The 24076-nt window shown below is 65.0% G+C and carries 19 protein-coding genes; 11 read left to right on the forward strand and 8 right to left on the reverse strand.

Annotated elements, in window-relative coordinates:
- Positions 1-85: 85 nt before the first annotated feature.
- Positions 86-760, forward strand: a complete 675-nt coding sequence (locus SR858_RS03850; RefSeq protein ID WP_019923060.1) for a hypothetical protein — start codon at positions 86-88, stop codon at positions 758-760.
- A gap of 29 nt (positions 761-789) precedes the next feature.
- On the opposite strand, the gene SR858_RS03855 is transcribed toward SR858_RS03850, so the two are convergent.
- Together SR858_RS03855 and SR858_RS03860 are read right to left on the reverse strand one after the other, a co-directional pair.
- Complete coding sequence (locus tag SR858_RS03855) at positions 790-999, reverse strand: hypothetical protein (RefSeq protein ID WP_019923059.1); 210 nt, start codon at positions 997-999, stop codon at positions 790-792.
- 59 nt (positions 1000-1058) lie between these two features.
- Positions 1059-1454 carry a response regulator gene (locus SR858_RS03860; protein ID WP_019923058.1) on the reverse strand — a complete coding sequence of 132 codons (396 nt, stop codon included), beginning with the start codon at positions 1452-1454 and terminating at the stop codon, positions 1059-1061.
- A 218-nt stretch (positions 1455-1672) separates the two neighbouring features.
- Between SR858_RS03860 and msrA the strand changes: the two genes are divergently transcribed.
- The 4 genes from msrA (at position 1673) to SR858_RS03880 (ending at position 5499) form a co-directional block, all read left to right on the forward strand.
- A complete protein-coding gene (gene msrA, locus SR858_RS03865) occupies positions 1673-2173 on the forward strand; it encodes a peptide-methionine (S)-S-oxide reductase MsrA (RefSeq protein WP_040377982.1) in 501 nt (166 codons plus the stop codon).
- 106 nt (positions 2174-2279) lie between these two features.
- A complete protein-coding gene (locus SR858_RS03870) occupies positions 2280-2663 on the forward strand; it encodes a DUF1842 domain-containing protein (protein WP_019923056.1) in 384 nt (127 codons plus the stop codon).
- A gap of 105 nt (positions 2664-2768) precedes the next feature.
- Positions 2769-5030: an ATP-binding protein gene (locus tag SR858_RS03875; RefSeq protein ID WP_019923055.1), complete on the forward strand. Its 2262-nt coding sequence runs from the start codon at positions 2769-2771 to the stop codon at positions 5028-5030.
- A 13-nt stretch (positions 5031-5043) separates the two neighbouring features.
- Positions 5044-5499, forward strand: a complete 456-nt coding sequence (locus tag SR858_RS03880) for a response regulator (RefSeq protein ID WP_019923054.1) — start codon at positions 5044-5046, stop codon at positions 5497-5499.
- Here the strand turns inward: SR858_RS03880 and SR858_RS03885 are convergent.
- The gene (locus SR858_RS03885) at positions 5486-7105 is read right to left on the reverse strand and encodes a response regulator (protein WP_322534424.1); all 1620 of its coding nucleotides are present in this window, start codon (positions 7103-7105) and stop codon (positions 5486-5488) included. The genes SR858_RS03880 and SR858_RS03885 overlap by 14 nt on opposite strands.
- A 160-nt stretch (positions 7106-7265) precedes the next feature.
- Between SR858_RS03885 and SR858_RS03890 the strand changes: the two genes are divergently transcribed.
- On the forward strand, positions 7266-7877 hold the full coding sequence (locus SR858_RS03890; protein WP_019923052.1) for a biliverdin-producing heme oxygenase: 612 nt from the start codon (positions 7266-7268) through the stop codon (positions 7875-7877).
- Here SR858_RS03890 and SR858_RS03895 read toward each other — a convergent pair.
- Together SR858_RS03895 and SR858_RS03900 are read right to left on the reverse strand one after the other, a co-directional pair.
- The gene (locus SR858_RS03895; RefSeq protein WP_019923051.1) at positions 7871-9004 is read right to left on the reverse strand and encodes a branched-chain amino acid ABC transporter substrate-binding protein; all 1134 of its coding nucleotides are present in this window, start codon (positions 9002-9004) and stop codon (positions 7871-7873) included. The two genes, SR858_RS03890 and SR858_RS03895, sit on opposite strands and share 7 nt — an antisense overlap.
- Before the next feature lie 225 nt (positions 9005-9229).
- On the reverse strand, positions 9230-11662 hold the full coding sequence (locus SR858_RS03900) for a hypothetical protein (protein ID WP_020647636.1): 2433 nt from the start codon (positions 11660-11662) through the stop codon (positions 9230-9232).
- 179 nt (positions 11663-11841) lie between these two features.
- On the opposite strand from SR858_RS03900, the gene SR858_RS03905 reads away from it, so the two are divergent.
- From SR858_RS03905 to SR858_RS03925, 5 genes are all read left to right on the forward strand, one after another.
- Positions 11842-12222 (forward strand): hypothetical protein, encoded by a 381-nt coding sequence (locus SR858_RS03905; RefSeq protein WP_019923050.1) that lies wholly within the window; start codon positions 11842-11844, stop codon positions 12220-12222.
- A 76-nt stretch (positions 12223-12298) separates the two neighbouring features.
- Positions 12299-14728: a catalase gene (locus SR858_RS03910; protein WP_026637506.1), complete on the forward strand. Its 2430-nt coding sequence runs from the start codon at positions 12299-12301 to the stop codon at positions 14726-14728.
- A 189-nt stretch (positions 14729-14917) separates the two neighbouring features.
- Positions 14918-16591: an MFS transporter gene (locus SR858_RS03915; protein ID WP_026637505.1), complete on the forward strand. Its 1674-nt coding sequence runs from the start codon at positions 14918-14920 to the stop codon at positions 16589-16591.
- Between the two features lie 15 nt (positions 16592-16606).
- Positions 16607-17785 (forward strand): HlyD family secretion protein, encoded by a 1179-nt coding sequence (locus SR858_RS03920; RefSeq protein ID WP_019923047.1) that lies wholly within the window; start codon positions 16607-16609, stop codon positions 17783-17785.
- The gene (locus SR858_RS03925; RefSeq protein ID WP_322534426.1) at positions 17782-19224 is read left to right on the forward strand and encodes an efflux transporter outer membrane subunit; all 1443 of its coding nucleotides are present in this window, start codon (positions 17782-17784) and stop codon (positions 19222-19224) included. The genes SR858_RS03920 and SR858_RS03925 overlap by 4 nt, the downstream gene beginning before the upstream one ends.
- Positions 19225-19285: 61 nt before the next feature.
- Here the strand turns inward: SR858_RS03925 and SR858_RS03930 are convergent, their stop codons facing one another.
- From SR858_RS03930 to SR858_RS03940, 3 genes are read right to left on the reverse strand one after another with little or no spacing between them, the layout of a single operon-like run.
- On the reverse strand, positions 19286-19744 hold the full coding sequence (locus SR858_RS03930; protein ID WP_019923045.1) for an AraC family transcriptional regulator: 459 nt from the start codon (positions 19742-19744) through the stop codon (positions 19286-19288).
- 10 nt (positions 19745-19754) lie between these two features.
- The gene (locus tag SR858_RS03935; protein ID WP_019923044.1) at positions 19755-22895 is read right to left on the reverse strand and encodes an efflux RND transporter permease subunit; all 3141 of its coding nucleotides are present in this window, start codon (positions 22893-22895) and stop codon (positions 19755-19757) included.
- 8 nt (positions 22896-22903) lie between these two features.
- On the reverse strand, positions 22904-24067 hold the full coding sequence (locus tag SR858_RS03940) for an efflux RND transporter periplasmic adaptor subunit (protein ID WP_040377929.1): 1164 nt from the start codon (positions 24065-24067) through the stop codon (positions 22904-22906).
- Positions 24068-24076: the final 9 nt, after the last annotated feature.

Raw genomic sequence — 24076 nt, forward strand, 5'->3', positions numbered from 1 at the left:
GCGACGTTGCGCGCTCGACATTAAAAATCAGGTAAGATCATTTTGATAATGTCATTTAGGCATTCCCATTCGCCAGGAGACCCGCATGAATCGTACCGCCGCCATTGTGCCGTTGATCGTTGTTGCGCTGCTGGGCGCGTGCAAGAAGCGTGAGCCCGAGCCGGCACCGGCAGCCGAAGCGCCGGTCGCTGCGGCGCCGGCCGCCACCACGGCAACGCCACCGGCCGAGCAGACCGCGGAGCAGCAGGAACTGGCGCGCAAGCAGGCACTGCTGGCCTTCGCCACCCGGGAAGACAAGTTCATCAATGATCCGCGCGCGCAGTGGGCGGCCGAGGCCAAGGCCAGTTCGGTGTTTGGCGACAAGGACAAGAGCGTGTCCGACTCCAACAAGCCGCAAAGCGCGGTGGGGCCGGCCGATGGTCGCGACTGGACCAACGATAATATCGACAAGGGTTTTGATTGGCTGGAAACCACGTATGCCAACCCTGTCAACGCCACCGAGGTACGCGTGGTATTTACCGGCGGCCAGGGCGTGGAGGCGATCAACAAGGTGGAATTGCAGGATACCGACGCCAAATGGCACACGGTGTGGGAAGGACTGAGCGACGTCAAGAAGGAAGAAAACGGCAACCGTACCTGGTTCGTGCGTACTTTCGACAAGACCGCCTACAAGGCCAAGATCGTCAAGGTAACGTTCGCCAATAACTTGCAGCGTGATTACAAAACTGTGGACGCCGTGCAACTAGTGGGCGACCAATAGCTGGTTGCCCGGTAGTCAATCGCAGCTGGTTAATCATTGTAGTGCGGGTCTGCCCGCGCGGGCAGGCGGCGCCGGTCCGGTTCGTTGAGCACGCGCGCGATCACCGCCAGCGGCACGCCGGCGTCTTCCATGAAGGCGGCCGCTGCGGCCCGGCCCTCGGTTTTCAGCAGGTCGAGCCCGGCTTCGACCGCGATGGCCTTGCTGCGGTCTGGTCGTGACCCTGGTTCCGGGTTGTTCATGGTGCGTCCTGGGTCTGTTGGGGAATATGGGGTGACAATAGCATGAACCACGCGTGGCGTCAGGCGTGGCAGGGCTGGCAGGCGGCGGCAATGGTGCTGACGATTTCATCGAGGCTGGCCGGCTTGGTCAGGTGGTCGTTGAAACCGGCCGCGCGGGTGCGCTGGCGGGTGCCTTGGTCGCCCCAGGCCGAGAACGCCACGATCGCCACGTCGCGGAAATCCGGCCGGGCGCGCAGCGCGGCCGCCACCTGGAAACCGTCCAGGCCAGGCATGCCGAGGTCGAGCAGGATGACGTCGGGCGCAAATGCCTCGGCCGCCTGCAAACCTTCCTGGCCACCGTAGGCCACTGCGGTCTGGTAGCCGTAGAGGTCGGGCAACTCCGAAGCGACGTCGGCGGCTTGCGCGTTGTCATCGACGATCAGGACGCGTTTTCTAATAGAAGGGGACTGGTCCATGGCTGGCAATCGAAACGTTGGCTACCATCAAGGTCGCGGTCTTTCGGCTGGGTCCAGGCCGGAGAAGGGCTGCGCGCGGGGAGGTGGCACGCAAAGTGTGAAATTTTTCCTACAGGCAAATTATAAATCGAATTGCATTTCTGTGCCGGTAAACGGTTGATAAAAACCGCGTTGTCGCCACATAAGTGGCCTGACCAGATCAATGAAAAGGAATGATGATGAGCGCAACTGACAAGGCTGTCCTGGCTGGTGGCTGTTTCTGGGGCATGCAGGACCTGATCCGTAAAATGCCCGGCGTGGTCGCCACGCGGGTGGGTTACAGCGGCGGCGACGTGCCCAATGCCACCTACCGCAACCACGGCACCCATGCCGAGGCGATCGAGATCGAATTCGACCCGGCAGTCATTTCCTACCGCAAACTGCTGGAATTCTTTTTCCAGATTCACGACCCCAGCACTACCAACCGGCAAGGCAACGACCTCGGCACGAGTTATCGCTCTGCCATTTATTATGCTGATGAGCAACAGAAGGCAACCGCTCTCGACACCATCGCCGACGTCGATGCATCGGGCCTGTGGCCCGGCAAAGTGGTCACCGAACTGGCGCCGGCAGGTCCGTTCTGGGAAGCCGAGCCCGAACACCAGGATTACCTCGAGCGCATTCCCAACGGTTACACCTGCCATTACGTGCGGCCAGATTGGAAATTGCCCAAGCGCTAAATCTTTATAAATCAGTCACTTGCCGTTCGGAAGGTATCCGGAAGGACGGCAGTGGCGCTGGCGGTTACAGTTCGATCCTGTTTTGAGCACTCCAAAAGGAAAGAACATGAGCCAGCTATTCACTGCCGTCTACGATATCAGCAGCCCTATCGAAGGTCATCCCAATTTGCGCCTGAACCTGGTCGTCGATGGCCGCAACGACACCATCGTCGGTAATGCCCGGCTCGATGGCGAGCGCGAGATCACGGTACGCGGTCACCATGTCGAGATTGACGGCGAGCAACCAATGCAAGCGATATTGCTTGCAGGCACTCCACCAATTTTTGCTGGCGAAGAGCAACCCAGCGCGTTCCAGCTGCTGATGGTATTGCCTACCGCGTGGAAGGCGGGGCAGGTCTGTTACAAGATGAGCTTTGGCATGCACCAGCCACGCGTGCTGGAAATTCGCGACGGCGTGGCGCACGCGGTGTTGCCCGAGTATATGCATTGACCCCGACAATTCATGCGATAAAAAATAGACAAGCGGGCCGTACGGCGCGTCGGACGTTGATAAAAGTTGCTATCATGCGCTTTTGCTCAACCATGTACGTTCACCATGCCTGAGGCCACCTCCGCCGACATCGCCACCTGCGAAAGCGAGCCGATCCGCATACCCGGCGCGATTCAGCCGCACGGTTTCCTGCTGTCCCTCGATTTGTCGCACTTGCCGGACGCAGCGGACGCTTCGGTTGCACGCGTGGTGCAGGTCAGCGACAACCTGGCCGATTTCACCGGCATGGCGCCCGCCGCCGTGCTGGGCCGGCAGTTACGCGCCGTCATCGGGGCCGCCGCCGACCAGCTGGCGCCGCTGTTGCGACTGGACCAGGCGCGCGATCGCGCCAGCTTCCTGGCCACCGTGGGGCTCAGCGCCGATGGCCCGCAGTTCGACGTCCTGGCCCACGTGTGCGACGGCTTGCTCGTGCTCGAGTTCGAGCCGGCCGCTGGCAACCTCGAGGCCAGCCTGCACCGCTTGTACCCGGTGGTGGGTGACTTCCTCAACAAGATCAACGATGCCGATTCCATCGCCGACATGAGCCAGCTGGCGGTCAACGAGATCGCCGCGCTTACCGGTTTTGGCCGGGTGATGGTGTACAGCTTCGACAAGGACGGTCACGGCACCGTGTTGGCCGAGGCCCTGCAGGACGGCTACGAGGGCTATATGGGCCAGCGCTTTCCGGCCAGCGATATCCCGCGCCAGGCGCGCGAGCTGTACCTGCTCAACCGCATCCGCCTGATCCAGGACGCCAACTACACGCCGGCCGGGTTGCTGCCCGCCATGCATCCGTTCACCGGCCGCGCCACCGATTTATCGCTGGCATCGCTGCGCAGCGTCTCGCCCGTGCACCTGCAATACATGCGCAACATGGGCACACTGGCCTCGATGTCGATCTCGCTGGTGGTGGAGGGCAAGCTGTGGGGACTGCTGTCGTGCCACCATGCCACGCCGCGTCGCCTCAGCTACCACCAGCGCACCGTGTGCGAACAGCTGGGGCAAATCCTGGCGCTGCGCATCCGCAACCGCGCCGACGCCGACGAGCTGCAATTCCGGCTCGAAGTGCGGCGCGTGATGGTCAACCTGCTGGGCGGACTGACCCAGGGCACCGACTTCATCGAAAACCTGCGCAGCGTCATGCCGGAGCTGCTGCGCTTTGCGCGCGCCGGCGGCGTGGCCATCGTCATCGACGACCGCCTGATCAGCTTTGGCGATACGCCGGACGACAGCCAGATCCGCCAACTGGCCGGCTGGCTCAGCCTGCACTCGCACGAAGACCTGTTCCACAGCGCCCACCTGGGGGCCATTTATCCGCCCGCAGCTGCCTATGCGCATTGTGCCAGCGGCCTGCTGGCCATGCCGATTTCGCGCATCCACCAGCACTACCTGCTGTGGTTCCGGCCCGAGCACGTGTACACCATCGACTGGGCCGGCCGCCCGCAGGACAAGCGCGGTCCCGGAGCGCTGTCGCCGCGCACCAGCTTCGAGAGCTGGCGCGAAGCCGTGCACGGCACCAGCGCCCCCTGGCACGATGCCGAACTGGAACTGGCGCTGGAATTCCGCACCACCTTGCTTGGCATCGCGCTCGAACGCGCCGAGCAGATGGCCGACCTGGCCGAGGAGCTGGGCCGCGCCAACAAGGAGCTCGAAGCGTTTTCGTATTCGGTCTCGCACGACCTGCGCGCGCCGCTGCGCCATATCGTCGGTTTTTCCGACCTGCTGATGGAAACCGCCGGCAACGACAACCCCGAGCGGCGCCTGCGCTTTCTTACCAACATCAAGACCTCGGCCCGGCTGGCCGGCAAGCTGGTCGATGACTTGCTGAGTTTTTCACAGATGGGCAGGGCGGCGCTGCGGCCCGTGCGCATCCGCATGGGCGAGATGGTCAATGGCTGTATCGAGCGGCTGACCCCGGAATATGCGAGCCGGCGCGTGGAATGGCACGTCGATACCTTGCCGGATGTAATCGCCGATCCCGCATTCCTGCAGCTGGCGTTGTACAATCTGCTTTCGAATGCCGTGAAATTCACGGCGCAGAGCGATCCCGCCGTGATCCGTATTACCAGCGAGAAATTAAGCAACGAAGTCGTGTTCCATGTTGCCGACAACGGCGTCGGTTTCAATATGGAGTACGTGCACAAGTTGTTTGGCGTATTCCAGCGCCTGCATCGCATGGAGGATTTCAACGGTACCGGCATCGGCCTGGCCAATGTGCGCCGCATTGTCGAGCGCCATGGCGGCCGGGTCTGGGCCCGTTCCGTCCCCGGCGAGGGCGCGACTTTTTCGTTCAGCATTCCCGATACACCCCTACCTGATAAAGAATGACCGAGGTACCCGCATGCTAAAACCCATCCTGCTCGTCGAAGACAATCCGCACGACCTGGAACTGACCCTGATCGCGCTCGAGCGCAGCCAGCTGGCCAACGAAGTGATCGTGGTACGCGATGGGGCCGACGCGCTCGATTATCTGCACGTACGCGGCGCCTTTGCCGACCGCGACCATGGCAATCCGGCCGTGGTGCTGCTGGACCTGAAACTGCCGAAAGTGGATGGCCTGGAAGTGCTGGCCGAGATCCGCGACAATCCAACGCTCAAGAGCCTGCCGGTGGTGATGCTGACGTCGTCGCGCGAAGAGCAGGATCTGATCCGCAGCTACGAGCTGGGCGTGAATGCCTATGTGGTCAAACCGGTCGATTTCCAGGAGTTCGTGCGTGCCATTTCGGACCTCGGCATTTTCTGGGCGGTGCTCAACGAGCCGCCCCCAGGCTCGCAGCGCTACATCAAGCCGCAGTAATATCCGTGCCCGCGGCAGCGCGCTGGCGCAACAGCTGGCGGATGCGCGCGCTCAAGGTTTCCAGGGTATAAGGTTTGGCCAGCAGGTTGACGCCGTGCGGCAGTTTGCCGTCGTGCGCCAGCAAGCCCTCGGCGTAGCCCGAGGTAAACAGCACCTGGGCTTGCGGCTGATGGTGCTTGAGCAGCTCGGACAGCTCCAGGCTGGTCAGGCGCCCCGGCATGATCACATCGGTAAACAGCAGGTCGATGCGGGCGCCGCCTTCGAGCAAGCGGGCGGCATCGTCAGCATCCGGGCTGGACAGTACCTGGTAGCCCAGGTCGGCCAGCATGGCCACGGTGGCGTTGCGCACCGCTTCCTCGTCTTCCACCACCAAAATCGTTTCGGCGCCGCCGGTCACGGTTTCGGCATCGACCGCGTGGTCGGTTGCCGCCACGGCTTCGTTGCGCGGCAGGTAGATTTGCACGCACGTGCCTTCGCCCGGGCGGCTTTGCAGGGTAATCTCGCCACCCGACTGCTTGACGAAGCCATATGCCATCGACAGCCCCAGGCCCGTGCCCTGGCCGGTGGGCTTGGTGGTGAAGAACGGCTCGAAGGCGCGCTGCATCACCGCGTCGCTCATGCCCACGCCGGTATCGACAATTTCGATCAGCACATAGTCGGCGTGCGGTACATGCTCGCCGGCCGCGACATTGACCTTGTGCAGGCGCGCGGCGTCGGCGTCGAGATTGCGGGCGCGGATGGTCAGCGTGCCTTCGCCGTGCATGGCGTCGCGGGCATTGATGGCCAGGTTGAGGATCACGTTGTTGAGCTGGCCGACATCGACCTCGATATTCCACAGCTGCGGGGCGATGTCGGTAACCACCTTGGCGCGCGGGCCCAATACGTGGCCCAGCATGTCGTCCATGTCGGTGAGCATGGGCTTGAGATCGACCACCGCGCTTTGCAGCGGCTGGCGGCGGGCGAACGCCAGCAGGTGCGACGCGAGGCGGGCGCCGCGCTCCACGCCGGCCAGGGCGTTTTCCACCCGCACCATGCCCTGCGGACTGACCAGCCCCAGCATCTTGAGCAGGTGCAGGTTGCCGCTGATAATTTGCAGGACGTTGTTGAAGTCGTGCGCCACGCCGCCGGTGAGCTGGCCGATCGCTTCCATTTTTTGCGCCTGGTGCAGGGCGGCCTGGCTGGCGCGCAGTTCTTCCTCGCGCTGGCGCAATTCGATGAACGCCGCATCGCGCTGGCGGCGCGCGTGGTAGGCGGCGCAATGGTAGCGGATGCGCGCCTCGAGTTCGCGCGCCTCGGGCCACTTGACCAGGTAATCGTTGGCGCCCAGTGCGAACGCGCGCGCCTTGGTTTCCGCATCGTCTTCGGACGACAGCAGGATGATGGGGACGTGGGCGGTATCGGCATTGGCGCGCAGCATGCGGATGACATCGAAACCGTCGGCGCCGGGCATGCGCAGGTCCACCAGGACCACGTTGGCTTCGGTTTCCCGGCATAGCTCGACTGCGCGCTCGGCGTGCTGGTCGTAGCGCAGGCGGATTCCGGGCTGGCGGCTGAGATGGTCTCCGATCAGGTCTTGCGCGATGAGTTCGTCATCGATCAACAGCACGGAACAGTTCTGGGAAAGGTTGTCGCTCATGGGGCAAAATAAGACGTTGTTATCAGATTCTACCTCAGCGTCTCACCTGCCAAGGCGGCAATTCCTACGGTGTGCGCGTTGTTGCACGCCTGTGTAAAATCATTGCATCTTACAAAAAGGAGTTGAATTGTTGGAAACCAGGGATCAAGACGTGCTGGCCGCACTGCGCGCTGCCACCGCCGCACGCCATGCCGAGCTCGATGCGCACACGCCGCTGGCCGCGCCCGAGGTCGATCTGGCTGCCTATGGCGCGCACCTGCGCCTGCTCGAGCGCTGGCTGGCGCCCGTGCCGGGGTGGCTGGCCGCCTTCAACGATGGTCCGCAATTGCCCGATTACCTCGGTGCGATCCGTGCCGACCTGGCGCACAGTGCGCTGGCTTCGGCGGCGGCCAGCGATGAGTCGGTGACGCCGTCGCAGCTGCAGCAACTGCCGCCGTCGCTATCGCAGCCGCCTGCGCCTTGGCCGGCGCAGGCCAGTGCCGCCTACCGCTGGGGCGTGTGCTACGTGGTGGAAGGATCGCAACTGGGCGGGGCGGTGCTCTACAAGCGGCTGGCGGCCCGGCTGGCGCCGCATCCGCTCGATTACCTGCGCGGCAACGGTTCGCCCGGGCCGCGCTGGCAGCAGTTTCTGGCGGCGCTGCGCGCAAACGTGGTGGAACCCGCCCAGATCGAAGACGCCTGCGCCGGCGCGCGCGACGCCTTCGACCGGCTGATTGCGCTTAACCGCGCAATGGATCAGTAACTGCTCAGCGGCACCGGCTGGCCGCCCTTGAAGGTGTAGATGGTGACCGGCGATTCTTTCATGTCGCCGCGCGCATCGAACGCGTAGCTGCCGGCCACGCCCTGGTAGGTGCCGGCGCTGATCGCCGCGCCCACTTTTTGCGGATCGACCGAGGCCGACTTCTGCATACCCTGCGCGTACAGCATGGTGGCGTCGTAGTAGGCGGCCGCGTACACATCCGGGTCTTTCTTGAACCGGGCCTTGAAACGCGCCTTGAAGGCCGGACCGGCGCTGGCCTTGTCGAGCACGGCGCCGCCCTGCGAGCACAGCACGTTTTCACCGACCGACTCGCCGCCCAGCTTGCCCATTTCTGCGGTGCAGATGGTGTCGCCGCCCAGCAGCTTGGCGTTGATGCCCAACTGCTTCATCTGGCGCGCCATCGGTGCGGCCTGCGGCGCGTAGCCGCCGAAGAAGATCGCCTCGATCTTCTTGTTTTTCAGCTTGGTGAGGATGGCATTGAAATCGAAGGCGCGGTCGGTGGTGAATTCATGGCCGGCCACGGTCATGCCCGAGGCGCGCGCCTGTTTCTTGAATTCCTCTGCCACGCCCTGGCCGAAGGCAGTGCGGTCGTCGATGACGGCAACGTTTTTGAACTTGAGCACATTGGCCGCGTACAGCGCCATTTTCGAGCCCAGCTGGGTGTCGCTGGCGTTGACGCGGAACAGGCCCTTGTAGCCTTGCTGGGTAATCTTGGGATTGGTGGCCACGGTGGCCACCAGTGCGCCAGCGTCGTTGTAGGCGCGCGAGGCGGGAATGGTTACACCCGAGTTGTAGGGGCCGACGATGAAACGCACGCCGTTGTCGATCAGCTTTTGGGCGGCGGCCACGCCGGCCTTGGGATCGCCCTGGTCGTCCTCCGACAGCAGTTCGAACTTGAGTTTTTTGCCGGCCACGGTGATGGGCTTGGCATTGAGTTCCTCGACCGCCAGGCGGGCGCCGTTTTCATTATCCTTGCCCGAAAACGCCTGGGCGCCCGACAGCGGGCCGCTGTGGCCGATCTTGACGACTGTTTCCTGCGCTTGTACTGCAGTGGCTGCCAATACCGCCATGGCGGCTGCGGCGTACTTCACGTTGTCCTTCAAACCCATGCGAACTCCCGATGTCGATGATGATCGATGATTACTAATGCGAGCGCTGATTATCGCTAAATATTCGACATATTATCGTGCGAGTTGTGCCGTGTTCGCAGCGGTTTCGGGGCGGGAGCGGGGGCGGCCGGGCGGCAGCCCCGAATTTAATTCGGGTTGCACCGTGGCGAGGCGGGCGCGCACCGAATCTGCACCCGGCGCATCGCCGCTTGCTTGTGGCATCGCTTACGCGCCGATGCCACGCGTGCTGTCCGCTGCCGTCACCGCACCCACCCGGGCCACGGCAGGCGTGGCGGACTGGACGGCACGGGGCGTGTTGTTGCCCAGCGTAGGGTCGTTGATGTTGTAGGCGGCAATCGCTGCTGCCAGCGCCGGGTTGCCTTGCAGCGGATTGGCCTGCATGGCGGCAGCTTGTGCCGCTGCGGCCTGGGCCGCGCGCGCCTGCTGGGCGGCATCGGCCGCTGCCGCATTGGCTGCCGCCGAGTTGGCGGCGGCCGTGTCGGCCGCGCTGCTTTGCTGCGCCGCTGCTGCCGCTGCGGCGGTGGCAGCCGGTGAGTTGCCAGCCTGGGCCAGCACGGCGCGGGCAGCATCGGCTGCTGCGGCGGCTTCGGCGCTTTGCGCGGACAGGGCATCGGCCGCGCTTTGCGCCGCCTGGGCCTGGGCCAGCGCACTGGACGCGGCCGATGTCGCCGCAGCCAGGCTGGAGGCGGCCACTTGCGCCGCCTGCGCCTGCTGTTCTGGGCTGCCGGCATTGGCCGGGTTGTTGGCGGCAGCGGTGGCGGCGGCGTTCTGCGCCGCTTGCGCCTGGGCCGCCGCCTGCGTACTGGCGGCGGTGGCCGCGTTCAGGCCGGCAGCGGTCTGCTGGCGGGCAGCCTGGGCCTGGGCGCTGGTTTGAGCGGCCTCGGCAGCCGCCCGGGTCGCATCGGCCTCGTCGGCCTGCGCGGTGGTCTCGGCCGCCTGGTCCGCCTGCTGCGTTTGCTGCAGCTGGTTGGCCTGCTGGGCCTGATTGGCTTGCTGTGCCTGTGTGGCGGCCGATGTTTGCGTTGCTTGCTCGGTGGCTTGCTGCGCAGCCTGTGTCGCGGCCAGCTGCGATTGCAGCAAATTGGCCGATTGCAAATCCTGCTGCACTTGCGCGGCGTTGACGGTCTGCGCGTTCTGGCGCGCCTGCGCCAGCTGCGTATCGGCGACTTGCTGCTGGGCTTGCAGCGCCTGCTGCGCCAGTGCTTGTTGCGCTTGGCCGGCTTGTTGCGCCTGCAACGTATTGTCGGCTTGCAGACCTTGCTGGGCGCGGGCTGCTTGCTGGGCCTGGATCGTCTGCTGCGCCTGGGCTGCTTGTTGCGCCTGCAAGGTATTGTCCGCTTGCAGGTCTTGTTGGGCTTGGGCTGCCTGTTGCGCCTGCAAGGTGTTGTCGGCCTGCAGGTCTTGCTGGGCGCGGGCGAGCTGTTGCGCTTGTGTTGCTTGCTGCGCCTGTGCCGCCTGTTGCGCTTGCAGGGTGTTGTCGGCTTGCAGATCTTGCTGGGCCTGGGTGGCTTGCTGAGCTTGGGTTACCTGCTGCGCCTGTGCCGCCTGCTGTGCTTGCAAGGTGGCATCGGTTTGCAGATTTTGCTGCGCGTTCAGGTTTGCAGCCTCGGCCAGCGCTGCCTGTTGCAGCTCGGCATAGTTGATACCTTGCAGCGCCTGCTGTTGCGCCACGTTGGCAGCTTGGGTGGTTTGTTGTGCTTGCAGTGTCTGTTGCGCCTGTTGCGCCAGGTCGGCCTGCTGCGCTTGCAGCGCTTGGCTGTTCTGGGCGTTCTGGGCGGCGATGGCGGCCGAGGTCGAGGTGAACAAGGGATTGACGATCGGCGAGTCCGGTGCGGTGGCGGTGGGCGTGAGCGGCTGTTCGAGCGCCGCGCGCTGCGCAGCCAGGCGGTCGGCGGCGGTCTCGCTCAAGGGGTTTTGTGACAGCAGGTCGAGCTGGGCGCGGGCAAAGTCGAGGCGGGCGTTTTGCGCCTGGTCGGCCGGCGACAGCGCAGCCGTGTCGCCGGGCAGCAGCTGGCTGAACGAGGTGGTGGCCGTGGCGCTCAGTTGCTCGGCATATTCGGTGGCCAGGTTGCGGAAATTGGTCAGCGTGTCCTGCAAGGTGCTGGTGGTGTTCTGCTCGTTAGTAGTAAAAGCGGCGCGCAGGATTTCATTGTCGAGCGACAGGCCGCCGGTGGGATCGGACAGCAGCGCCGGCTGCAGCGTCACGCCAAGCCGGGCCAGGCTTTCCGCCCCGGTTTGCTGGCCTTGCACCTGCTGGTTGAGATTGTTCACCAGGTTGTTGAGCAGGGTGGAGCCCAATGGCTGCGACTGGTTGAAATCGACGCCCGGCAACAGGTTGAACGCATCCACCACCTGCTGGGTAGCGTCATTGAGCAGGGTGGCGCGCAGGGCGCCGTCCTGCGTGGCGCGGCTGCCCCCGGCTTGCAGTTGGGCGATTTGCTGCTGCGAGCGCGACACCGCCAGCAGGAAGCCGGCCACCGGCGACAGGTCGATGGTGACCGATGCCAACGGCGCATCGGTGGCCGAGCCGACCGCCTGGGTGGACGAGTTGACCGAATTGACTGCCGAGGTTTGCAGCGTTGGATTCACCGTCGGAAAATTGACCGGCGTGGTCAGCGTGGACGAGATGGGAAACATGGCGCGCTCCTGAGAGACAGTACGGGGAAAGTTTAGCATCCTCCAGTGCAGCCCGCTCGTCCGTGTGCCACCTCACATATGGCTACAGATGCGCTGATGGTTAGGTTCCGCACGGTCGCATGTCACAAATGAGCATATTGTCGTTCTTGCAGCTTCGCAAACTAACGAAAGGAACGATCATGGATAACAATACGCAAAACAAGATTGAGAACAAGATCGACAGCGCCCGTGACGGTATCACCAAGATCAACCGTGACGTCCGTGCCGATGCACATTCCACCATCGACCGCGTGGCCGACAAAGTGCCGCCAACCACTGACCGTTTGGCGCAAAGCGCGCACAACGGCGTTGACAAGGTTGCCGACACCGTCAACAGCGTCAACCAGAAATGGGATGGCACCGTCGAGCGCCTGTCCGCCGGCACCAAGCAACTGAGCGAAAACGCCAAGGTCTGGGCCGAATCGGGCCGCACCCAGGTGCGTTCGCATCCGGCACTGTCAGTACTGATTGCCGCCGCCGCCGGCTACGGCATCTCCAAGCTGTTGAGCTCGCGCAAATAAAACCAGGCTGCCCTGCCGGTCCTGCTGCCGGTGTGTCCGGCAGCCCGCGCGGGCGCCGTACACCAAGGGATATCCAATGAGCAATGCTAAGAAAGCACCGGCTTCCGTCATGGGAGCCGGTTCCGTTTTGAGTACCGTGTCAACACCATCATCCGCGCCGCCGCCAGGAAGTCTCGGTGGCGCGCCTCAAGAGGCAGCCTTGCTCGACAAGGTGGTTGGTGGCCAGGAAGCGGCTGCAGCCATGCCGTTCAATCCGAACAAGGCCGGTGAGCATGGCGATGCCGCGCGCACGCCGCAAGCGGGCGCTACCTGCCCGATGAAGCACCTGTTCGGTGGCGCCAGCACCACTACCGAGACCAACGCTTCGGCCAAGGTCGGCGACGGCATCCAGCCACAAGGCGTCAACCCGACCGTGGACCCGCTCGACCGCGTGCGCGTCGATGCGACCGGCCAGCGCCTGACCACCAACCAGGGCGTGCCGGTTGCCGACAACCAGAATTCGCTCAAGGTGGGCCTGCGCGGCCCGACCGCGATGGAAGACTTCATCCTGCGCGAAAAAATCACGCATTTCGACCACGAGCGCATTCCCGAACGCGTGGTGCACGCGCGCGGTTCGGCCGCCCACGGCTACTTCGAAAGTTACGATAACTATTCCGCGCTCACGCGGGCCGCGCCGTTCGCCGACAAGGGCAAACGCACGCCGGTGTTCGTGCGCTTCTCCACCGTGGCCGGTGAACGCGGTTCGGCCGACACCGTGCGCGATGTGCGCGGCTTTGCCGTCAAGTTCTACACGGAAGAGGGCAACTGGGACCTGGTCGGTAACAACATGCCCGTGTTCTTCATCCAGGATGCGATGAAGTTCCCGGACCTGATCCATGCCGTGAAACCGGAACCGCACAACGGCATCCCGCAGGCGGCCAGCGCACACGACACTTTCTGGGACTTCGTCACGCTGATGCCGGAATCGACCCACATGCTGATGTGGCACCTGTCCGACCGCGCCATCCCGCGCAGCTACCGCACCATGCAGGGCTTCGGCGTGCACACGTTCCGCCTGGTCAATGCCGAAGGCGCCTCGGTGTTCTGCAAATTCCATTGGAACCCGGTGGGCGGCACCCACTCGCTGGTGTGGGACGAAGCGGCCAAGATTGCCGGCGCCGACGCCGACTTCCACCGCCGCGACCTGTGGGAAGCGATCGAAGCGGGCAACTATCCCGAGTGGGAACTCGGTGTGCAGGTCTTCAGCGAAGAACAGGCCGAACAATTCCCGTTCGACGTGCTCGACGCGACCAAGATCGTGCCGGAAGAACTGGTGCCGGTCCAGCCCATCGGCAAGATGGTCCTGAACCGCAACCCCGATAACTTCTTCTCCGAGACCGAGCAGGTGGCATTCTGTACCGCGCACATCGTGCCGGGCATCGATTTTACGAACGACCCGCTGCTGCAAGGCCGCATCCATTCGTACGTCGACACCCAGATCAGCCGCCTCGGTGGTCCGAACTTCCACGAGCTGCCGATCAATGCTCCGGTGGCGCCCGTGCATAACAACCAGCGTGACGGCATGCACCGCCAGTCGATCAACCGTGGCCGCGTGGCGTACGAGCCGAACTCGCTGGCGGGCGGCTGCCCGTTCCAGGCCGGCATGGCCGGCTTTACCACGGCATTTTCCAGCATCGACCAGAAGCTGCAAAAGCCCGAGGACAAAGTGCGCGGCAAGCCGGAGCTGTTTGCCGACCACTACTCGCAGGCGCGCCTGTTCTGGATCAGCCAGACGCCGTCCGAACAAACCCACATCATCAATGCCTACCGCTTCGAATTGAGCCGGGTGACGGTGCCCGCGATCCGCGTGCGCCTGCTCTCGATGCTGGCCAATGTCGATCCGGTACTGGCCGAAGGCGTGGCGACGGGCCTGGGCCTGGACGTGCCGGCGCCGATGCCGCTGGCCACCAATGCTACCCCGCCGGAGTACGCGCCGTCACCAGCGCTGTCGCTGCTGGCGCGCCCCGGTTCGCTCGGTGTGACCGGCCGCAAGGTCGCGATTATTGCCTCCCATGGCGTCGATGCCGCCGGGGTGCAGGCCGTGTACGCGGACCTGTTGAAGGCTGGTGCGGTGCCGCGCGTGGTCGGTCCATACCTTGGCCAGCTGAAAGCGGCCGATGGCAGTGCGCTCGACGTGGAAATCTCGTTCGAGGCAGGTCCTGCCGTGCTGTACGATGCGGTGGTCATTGCCGACGGCGCGGGCAGCGCCAAGTCGCTGCAGGCGGAAGCCATCGCACTGGACTTCGTGCGCCAGCAGTACAACCACTGCAAACCGATCCTGGCCATCGGCGCTGGCGCCGACGTGCTGAAAAAACTTGGTGTGCAGGCCAAGCTGCCAAGCGGCCAGGGCGATCCGTCGCTGTGGATCGTCGATGCCGGCAGCGTGACGACGGCGCTGGCCGAGTTCAAGGCGGCACTGGGCGCGCACCGTAACTTCCAGCGTGAAGCCGAAGGTTCGATGGTGTAAGCGCGATTGGAACATGAGGCGCCGCCGCAGCGATGCGGCGGCGTTTTTTTTGTGCCTGGTTTTCTGTAAGCTCCCTCACTTCCGGGCAGTCGTCAAATCGCGTGCGCAGGCTCATCATAGTAATATGCAACATACTGGCTGTCGCAGTTCAGCTTACCCTGTCAAAAAATACTAAAAGAACTGGCCCCGATGGACGTTTACGCCCCTCAAGTCTGGCAACCGCATGAGCGCCCCACCTTGCCCGGGTCGCCGTCCAGCCCGCACCATTCCTTCCCGCGCCGCGTGGCGTTTTTCGTCATCGGCTTCATCGTCGCCATCACCGGCGGCCTCGGTAACGCACTGGTCATCGTCAACCTGCCGTACCTGCAAGGCTCGCTGGGCGTGTTCTCGGCTGAAATTCAATGGCTGCCGGCCGCCTACGTCATGGCCAACGTCTCCATGAACCTGCTGCTGGTGAAGTTCCGCCAGCAGTACGGGCTGCGGCTCTTTACCGAACTGTTTTTGGTGCTGTACGCGCTGGCGACGGTGGCCCACCTGTTCGTGCACGGGCTGGCGTCGGCAATTGCCGTGCGCGCGGCCCACGGCATGAGTGGCGCCGCGCTGACCACGCTGGGCCTGTACTACGTGCTGCAGGCGTTTCCCGCCCAGCACCGTGTGAAAGGCGTGGTGCTGGGGATCGGTTTCTCGCAACTGGCCACGCCCATGGCGCGGCTGTTTTCCACCAACCTGATGGAAATCGCCGAGTGGCGCGGCCTGTATTTTTTCGAACTGGGACTGGCGCTGCTGTCGCTCGGCTGCGTGCTGTACCTGAAACTGCCGCCGGGCGACCGTATCAGGGCGTTCGAGAAAATGGATTTCGTCACGTTCGGCCTGTTCGCGCCCGGCGTGGCGCTGCTGTCGGCCGTGCTGGCGCTGGGGCGCACCGTGTGGTGGTTCGAGTCGCGCTGGCTGGGCCTGTGCCTGGTGGGCGCCATCGTGCTCATTTCCGCCGCGCTGCTGATCGAGCATAACCGCGCGCGCCCGCTGATCAACACGCGCTGGCTCACCACCGGCAACATGACGCGCCTGGCCCTGTCGGTGCTGCTGATCCGCATCGTGCAGTCGGAGGCCAACGGCACCGTGGGCTTCCTGCAGACGCTGGGCCTCAATAACGACCAGATGCAGATGCTGTGGATCGTGGTGATGGCCGGCGCCGTGCTGGGCATGCTGGTGAGTGCGTGGACCATCACGCCGGCGCGTATTCCTGCGCAGCTGATGTTCTCGCTGGTGGTGATGGCGATCGGCGCCTACATGGATGCACACGCTACCAACCTCACGCGCCCGGCCGACATGTATATCAGCCAGTTCCTGCTGGGCTTTGGCGGCGCGTTCTTCATCGGTCCCACGTTCGTCTCGGGCTTCGGCGCGGTGGTGGCCGCGCCCAACAACCTGGTGAGCTTCTCGGTGATGTTCTCGATCACGCAGACGCTGGGCAGCCTGCTGGGCAGCGCCATCGTCGGCACGTTCCAGGTGGCACGCGAAAAATACCATTCCAGCCTGCTGACCGAACACCTCACGCTCCTGAACCCGCTGGTGGCCGCGCGCATCCAGAACGGCGGCGCGGCGCTCGGCGGCGTGGTGGGCGACCCGGCCGTGCGCAGCGCCCAGGGCGTGGCGTCGCTGGGGGCGGCGGCCACGCGCGAGGCCAATATCCTGGCCTACAACGACGTGTTCCTGATGGTGACCGTGATTGCGCTGCTCACGCTGGCGTGGATGCTGGCGCGCTACCTGTGGAGCATCTGCACGGTGTGCCCGCCGAGCCTGTTCCAGGGCGCCCAGACCGGCATCGCCGCCGTCTCCCTGACCAATTCCGAATCCCGATAATTTTTCGCAAACACCATGGCCGACCATACTCCCGACAATCCCCCGCCTTCCGACAAACATGTGGCCGAAGTAGCGGCCGCTGCCGCCACGGCCGCCGTGGCCAGCACCAGGGAAGAGCCGCCGCCGCACCGGCGCGCGCAGATCATCTCCACCATCGCCTTTGCCCTGATCGCGCTGATGGGCGTGCTGGTGGTGCTGTACGCGTGGCGGCTGCCGCCGTTCACCACGCCCATCGTCTCCACCGAGAATGCGCTGGTGCGTGGCCAGGTAACGCTGATCGGCACCCAGATCGCCGGCTATGTCACCGAGGTCAATGTGCAGGACTTCCAGTTCGTCAAAAAGGACGAACTGCTGGCCAAGATCGACGACCGTATCTACCAGCAGCGCTACGACCAGGCGCAGGCGCAGCTGGCCGCGCAAAAGGCCGCGCTGGCCAACTGGGAGCAGTCGCACCGCACGGCCGAAGCGGGCGTGGTGCTCAATCAGGCGGTGCTGGCCAATGCCCAGGCCCAGGCCATGAAGTCGCAGGCGGATTTGAAACGGGTGGACTCGCTGGCCGAAGACGGCTCGCTGTCGCTGCGCGAACAGGATGCCTCGCGCGCGGTGCAGGCGCAAACCGCCGCTGCCGTGGCGCAGGCACGCGCCAATCTCGACATCGCCAAGCAGCAGGTGCGCTCGGTCACCGTCAACAAGCAGTCGCTGGAAGCGGCCGTGGACAACGCCGCCGCCGCGCTCAAGGCCGCGAAGGTGGACCTGGAGAACACCCGCATCGTCGCGCCCGAAGACGGCCAGCTGGGCCAGGTCACGGTGCGCAAGGGCGCGTACGTCAACACCGGCGCCCAGTTGATGGGACTGGTGCCGCGCCAGTTGTGGGTCATCGCCAACTTGAAGGAAACCCAGATGAACCGCGTGCGCGTGGGCCAGAGCGTGACCTTCAAGGTCGATGCGCTCGACGGCGCGCAGCTGACCGGGCAGGTCGAGCGCATTTCGCCGGCCACCGGTTCGGAATTCTCGGTGCTGCCGGCCGATAACGCCACCGGCAATTACGTCAAGATCGCCCAGCGCATCCCGGTGCGCATCCGCATCGACGCCGGCCAGGCGCGCGCGCAGCGGCTGGCGCCCGGCATGTCGGTGATCGTCAGCATCGACACGTCGGCGGTGCTCAACGATGCCGACGAGGGAGGGCAGCCATGATGGGCAGCGTGATCAGGCTGACGGCGCTGGCGACTGCGCTGGCGCTGGCCGGCTGCGCGGCCACCGTGGCGCCGCCGCCGGCGTCAAACCTGCAAATGCCGGCGGCGTGGCGCACGCCCGCAGCGGGCCCGGGCCAGAACGCCGGCCCGGTGGAGCAGCAGTGGTGGCAGGCGTTCGGCGACCCGGTATTGAGCGCGCTGGTGACGCAGGCGCTCGCACACAATGGCGACGTGCGCGTGGCGCGCGCCCGCGTGGCGCAGTACCGCGCGCTGGTGGGCGTGGCGGCCGCCGGTCAACAGCCGGTGGTGTCGGCCGATACCACGCCCACGCGCGCGCGCCAGGTGTCCAGTGTTGGTACGCCGACTGTCACCAACGTCTACCAGGCTGAAGTCCAGGCCAGCTACGAGGTGGACCTGTGGGGCCGGCTGGCCGCCGCCACCGATGCCGCCACCGCCACGTACCAGGCGGAGCAGGCCAATGCCGACGCGGTGGCGTTATCGATTGCCGCCACCGTGGCCACCGGCTACCTGAATTTGCGCGGGCTCGATGCCCAGCTGGCGCTGACGGAAGCGACCCTCAAGCTGCGTGAACAATCGCGCGACCTGGCCAAGCGCCAGTTCGACGTCGGTTACAGTTCGCGCCTGGAGTGGCTGCAGGCGCAGGCCGAGTACCAGACCACGGCCGAGACGGTGCCGCAGTTGAAGCGCCAGATATTTGAACAGGAAAACGCATTGGCCATCCTTGCCGGCGGCAACCCGGGCCCGATTGCGCGCGGCGTGGAGTTGACGGCCTTGCAGTCGCCGCCGGTGCCGGAAGGCTTGCCGTCCGAGCTGCTGCGGCGCCGGCCCGACATCGCCCGCGCCGAGTACAACCTGGTGGCGATCAACGCCAACTTGCAGGCCACGCGCGACCAGCTGCTGCCATCGTTCAAGCTCACCGCCGTCGGCGGCATCCAGAGCCTCAAAATGCACGATTTTTTGAACGCCCCCACGCGGCTGTGGCATTTAACGGGTGCGCTGGCCGCGCCGATTTTCGATGGCGGCCGGGTGCAAAGCCAGACCGACTCGGTGGCTGCGCAGCGCGACCAGGTGATCGTCGCGTACGAAAGCGCGGTGCGCACCGCCTTTGCCGAAACCGACAACGGCCTGGACGCCATCGCCCGGTTGAAAGAACAGGCGGTGCAAAACGATGCGCGCCGGGCGACAGCGGCCGAAACCCTGCGTATCGCCCACAACCGCTACCGCAACGGCTACGCGTCGTACCTCGAAGAACTCGATGCCCAGCGCACGCTGTACAGCGCCGACGTGGGCAGCTTGCAACTACGCACGCGGATGTTGACGGCGTCGGTGGATTTGTATCGAGCGATGGGCGGCGGCTGGACCGCCGGCCCAACTTCGGGGTCAGTGCCGACATTCGGACAGGAGCTCATCCGTAAATAGTTGAGCCCGTGTCTGAATGTCGGCACTGACCCCAAAGTTCCCAAGGTTCCGACACCGAAGTTCAGGTGACGGGGATGCAGAGGTCGGCTTTGAAGATGCCGGTTGTGGGGTCGGGGACGCCGTCCGCGCTGTAGCGTTCGAAGCAGATGCCTTCGGCGGCAATGCCGGCGCTGTGCAGTTCTTTCATCAATTCGTCCCAGGCGGCCGGCATTTGCTGGGCGGTGCCTTCGAACGCGGCGACCGCGTACCGGCCGGCCGGGATCGACGATTCGATCGCGGGGGAGGCGATCGGGTAATCGGCGGCCACTTCCACGGCGGCGTCGTAGCGGGTTTCGCTCGGCGGCGTGGTGTCCGGGTTGTCCAGCGCCACGCCGTAGGTGGGACGGTCCAGCAGGTTGTAGGCTTTTTGCCATGGCGTGAACACCTCGCGCCAGAATTCGCCGATGCCGGGGCCGAACGGGCCCTTGTAGCGCAGGCCCGCCAGGCGTACTGCGGGCAACTCCTTGATGTCATATTCCATGATGTTCTCCTTAGGTGGTGGCCGGTTTGGGTTCCGGTCCCGGTCCCGGTTCCGGTTCCGGTACCGGTACCGGTTCCGGCTCGCGGCGTAATTTTCGCATCAAACGCTGCAACCAGTGTTCGAAATCGTCCACGTACGTGAACACCGCCGGCACTACCAGCAAACTCAACAAGGTCGAGGTGATCAGGCCACCGATGACCGTGATTGCCATCGGCGAGCGGAAGCTCGGGTCGGCGCCCCAGCCCAGCGCCAAGGGCATCATGCCGGCGCCCATGGCGATTGTCGTCATCAGGATCGGGCGGCTGCGCTTGTGGCAGGCATCGACCAAAGCGTCGAAGCTGTTCATGCCGGCCTGGCGCGCCAGGATCGCGTAGTCCACCAGCAGGATCGAGTTCTTGGTGACGATCCCCATCAGCATGATCAGTCCGATCATCGACGGCATCGACAGCGCCCGGCCCGTGATCAACAGCGCCACAAAAGCGCCGCCGATCGACAGCGGCAGCGCGGCCAGGATGGTGAGCGGCTGCATGAAGTCCTTGAACAGCAAGACCAGCACGCAGTAGATGCACAGCACGCCGATCAGCATGGCGGTGCCGAAGCTGCTGAACAGCGCGGCCATCTCCTGGGCGTCGCCCAGTTCCGCGATGTGGACCGACTTGGGCAGATTCTGCATGGTGGGCAGGGCGCGCGCTTCGGTGTTCACTTCGCCCAGCGTGCGCTTGCCCAGCTCCACCTCGAACGTCACGTTGCGGCTGCGATTCAAGCGGTTGATCTGCGCCGGGCCGCTTTCCATGGTGATGGTGGCCACTGTCGCCAGCAGCACCGGGCCGTTCTTGCCCGGCACCGTCAGGCGGCCGATGGCGTCAAGGTCAGCGCGCACGGCGTCGGGCAGCTTGACGCGGATCGGCACCTGGCGTTCGGGCAGGTTCATCTTGGTCAGATCGGTGTCGTAGTCGCCTGCCGTGGCCACGCGCACGGTCTGGCCGATGGCGTTGGCGGTTACACCGAGGTCGGCCGCCTTGGCGAAGTCCGGCGTGACGATGATCTCGGGGCGCACCAGCGACGCGGTGGAGCGCACATTGCCCACGCCCTGCAGCGTGCGCATTTCGCGCTCGACCTTTTGCGCGGTCTCGCGCAGCGCCACCGGATCGTCGCTGCGCAGCACCAACTGCATCTTGACGCCGCTGTCGGGCGGGCCGACCTTGAAGCGCGCACCGGGCACGTTGTTCAGCTGTTCGCGGATGTGTGCCTCCAGGTCGGCCATTGATTCCTTGCGGTCGGTGCGGTGCACGGTGGACAGCGTCAGTACCGCGCTGCGCGCCTCGGCGGCCGCGCCGGGGGCAAAGGCGTCGCCGCTCGAGCCGCCGCCAATCGAACTGAATACCGCCTTGATGCCCGGCACCTGCATCGCCGCCAGGCGCGCGCGCTCGGCTACCACGCGGGTTTCGGCCAGCGTGGAGCCAGGCGGCAGTTCCAGGTTGATCTGGGTTTGCGAGCGGTCGGCCGCCGGCACGAAGCCGGTGGGCAGCAAGCCTACCAGCGCAATCGAGCCGGCAAAGAACACCAGCGAAGCGATCGCGGTCTTGCCGCGATTGCGCAGGCACCACTGCATGGTGCGCATGTAGCGCGTCATGATCCAGCCGTCCTTTTCTTCCTTGTGCACGGCAGGTTTGAGCAGGTACGCGGCCATCATCGGCGTGAGCAACCGCGCCACGACCAGCGACGCCAGTACCGCGATCACGGCGGTCCAGCCGAACTGCTTGAAGAACAGGCCCGGCACGCCGCTCATGAACGCGGTGGGCAGGAACACGGCCACCAGCGCGAACGTGGTGGCGATCACCGCCATGCCGATTTCGTCGGCCGCTTCCAGCGCCGCTTCCATCGGCGTTTTGCCCATGCGCAGGTGGCGTTCGATGTTCTCGATTTCGACGATGGCGTCATCGACCAGCACGCCCACGACCAGCGCCAGCGACAGCAGGGTGACGATGTTGAGCGTATAGCCGAACAGCCAGATGCCGAGGAATGCCGGCATTACCGACAGCGGCAGCGCGGCGGCGGCCACCAGCGTGGCGCGCCAGTCGCGCAGGAACCACCATACGACCAGTACCGCCAGCAGCGCGCCTTCGTACAGCAGGTGCATTGAGCCATCGAAATCTTCTTCGACCGGAATCGCGTTGTCGATCACCTGTTGCAGCACCACTTTCGGGTTGTCGAGATTGAGCTGTTCGATGGCGGCGCGCGCGCCCCGGGCCACGGCCACTTCGCTGGCGCCCTTGGTGCGGAAAACTTCGAAACCCACCACTTCGCGTCCGTCCTGCATGGCGATTGCGCGCGGTTCCGACACGGTGTCGGTAATGGTGGCCACCTGGTCGAGGCGCACGCGGCGTCCGTCGGTCAGCGGCAGTTCGATGGCGGCCAGTTCGGCCGCGCTCTTGACGGTGGCAATCGTGCGCACCGACTGCTCGGCGCCGCTGACGTCGCCGCGTCCGCCCGGCGCTTCGCGCTGCACCAGCCGCAACTGGCGCGACACATCGAGCGCGGAGACGCGCAACGCCGCCATGCGGGCATCGTCGAGCTCCACCCGGATCTCGCGATAGACGCCACCCACGCGCTTGACCGCACCGAGTCCCGGCACCGCCAGCAGGCGCTTGGCCACCACGTTATCGACGAACCAGCTCAGCTCCTGCTGGTCCATTTTTTCGCCGGGGACGTTGGCCGCAGCGGCCGTAAAGGTCTGAACCACGCGGCCGGCGGTGGCTGCCTTGGTCACGGACGGATCGCGCAGCTCGGCCGGCATGTCGGCTTTGACGCGCGCCACCGCGTCGCGCACGTCGTTGACGGCGTCCGATATCGGCTTTTCCAGGATGAATTCGACGGTGGTGGTCGAGACGCCGTCGAGCACCGTCGAATAGATGTTTTTCACGCCCTGCAGCGTGGCCACCGAATCCTCGATCTTGCGCGTGACTTCGGTTTCCAGCTGCGCCGGCGCCGTGCCCTCCAGAGTGGCGGTGACGGTGACGATGGGCAGTTCGATGTCCGGGAAGTCCTGCACCGGGTTGGCCTTGTAGGCCATCAGGCCGGCCAGCGTGAGCAGCACGAACAACATGATTGCCGGGATCGGGTTCTTGATCGATAACGCGGAAAAGTTCATGGCGTTCCTTACTTGGAGGCAGTAGCGGCTTGTTCGGCCACCACGTGTACCAGGTCGCCGTCGTTGAGGAAGCCGGCGCCGCGTAACACCACCGGCGTATCGGCCTTCAGGCCGCCCACCACTTCGATGCGGTTGCCCAGGCGCCGGCCCGGCTGCACCTTCACCTGCGCCACGTGGTTGTCGGGTGTGAGGCGGAATACGAAGCTGAAGCCGTCGCGCACCACGATGGCCTGCTGCGGCACGGTCAGGGCCTCGGACGAACCCAGTTCGAATTTTCCGCTGGCGAACATGCCGGCCTTGAACGGCGCGTCTTTCGAGCCGGCGTTCTGCGGCAGGTCCACGTACACCAGCGCCGAGCGGGTTTGCAGGTCCACGGTCGGCGCGATCATGCGCACCTTGCCGGTGGTCTCGCTGCCGTTGGCTGCTTTCACCAGTGCGGTCGAGCCGGGCACGATGCTGCGCAGGTCCTGCGCCACCACCTCGGCGCGCCATTCGAGGCGGCCCTGGCGGATCATGCGGAACAGCTCCGTGCCCGGCGCCGACACCGCGCCCACGGTGGCCGTACGCGCCGAGATCACGCCGCTGTCGGGCGCGACCACCTTGGTGTATTTCAGGCGCAGCTGTTGCGTGGCCAGGGCCGCCTGGGCCGAGGCTATCCTGGCGTTGGCGGTTTGTTCGGCGGTGTTGTACTGGCTGATTTGCTGGGCGCTGAGCGCGCCGGAATCCTGGAGCGTGCGGGCGCGCGCGGCATTGGCCACGGCGTCGGCGGCATTGGCTTGCGCTTCGAGCAGGGCCGCTTTGGCCTGCGCCACGTCGGCGTTGACGGTGTCGGCCGAGAACACGGCCAGCACGTCGCCGGCCTTGACCACGTCGCCCACGTTGACACGCACTTCGGTCAGGCGCAAGCCGTTCGATTCGCTGCTCACGCTGGCCTCCTGCCAGGCGGCGACATTGCCGTTGGCAGTCAGCGTGATGGGCAGGCGCGCAGACGACGGTTTGACCACGGTGACGGTCAGCGCCGGCTTGGGCGCGGCGGCTTTTTTATCGTCGGCCGCTTGCGTGGCGGGCGAATAGAACGCCATGCCGGCGCCGGCAACCGCGAACACCGCCAGCAGGGCCAGCACGGTGGGCTTCAAATTCGCAGGCTTCAGAGTCGATTTCAGAGTTTTCATAAGTCCGTA

Source organism: Duganella zoogloeoides (genome assembly GCF_034479515.1).
In the GTDB taxonomy this organism is placed as follows: Bacteria; Pseudomonadota; Gammaproteobacteria; order Burkholderiales; family Burkholderiaceae_D; genus Rugamonas; species Rugamonas zoogloeoides.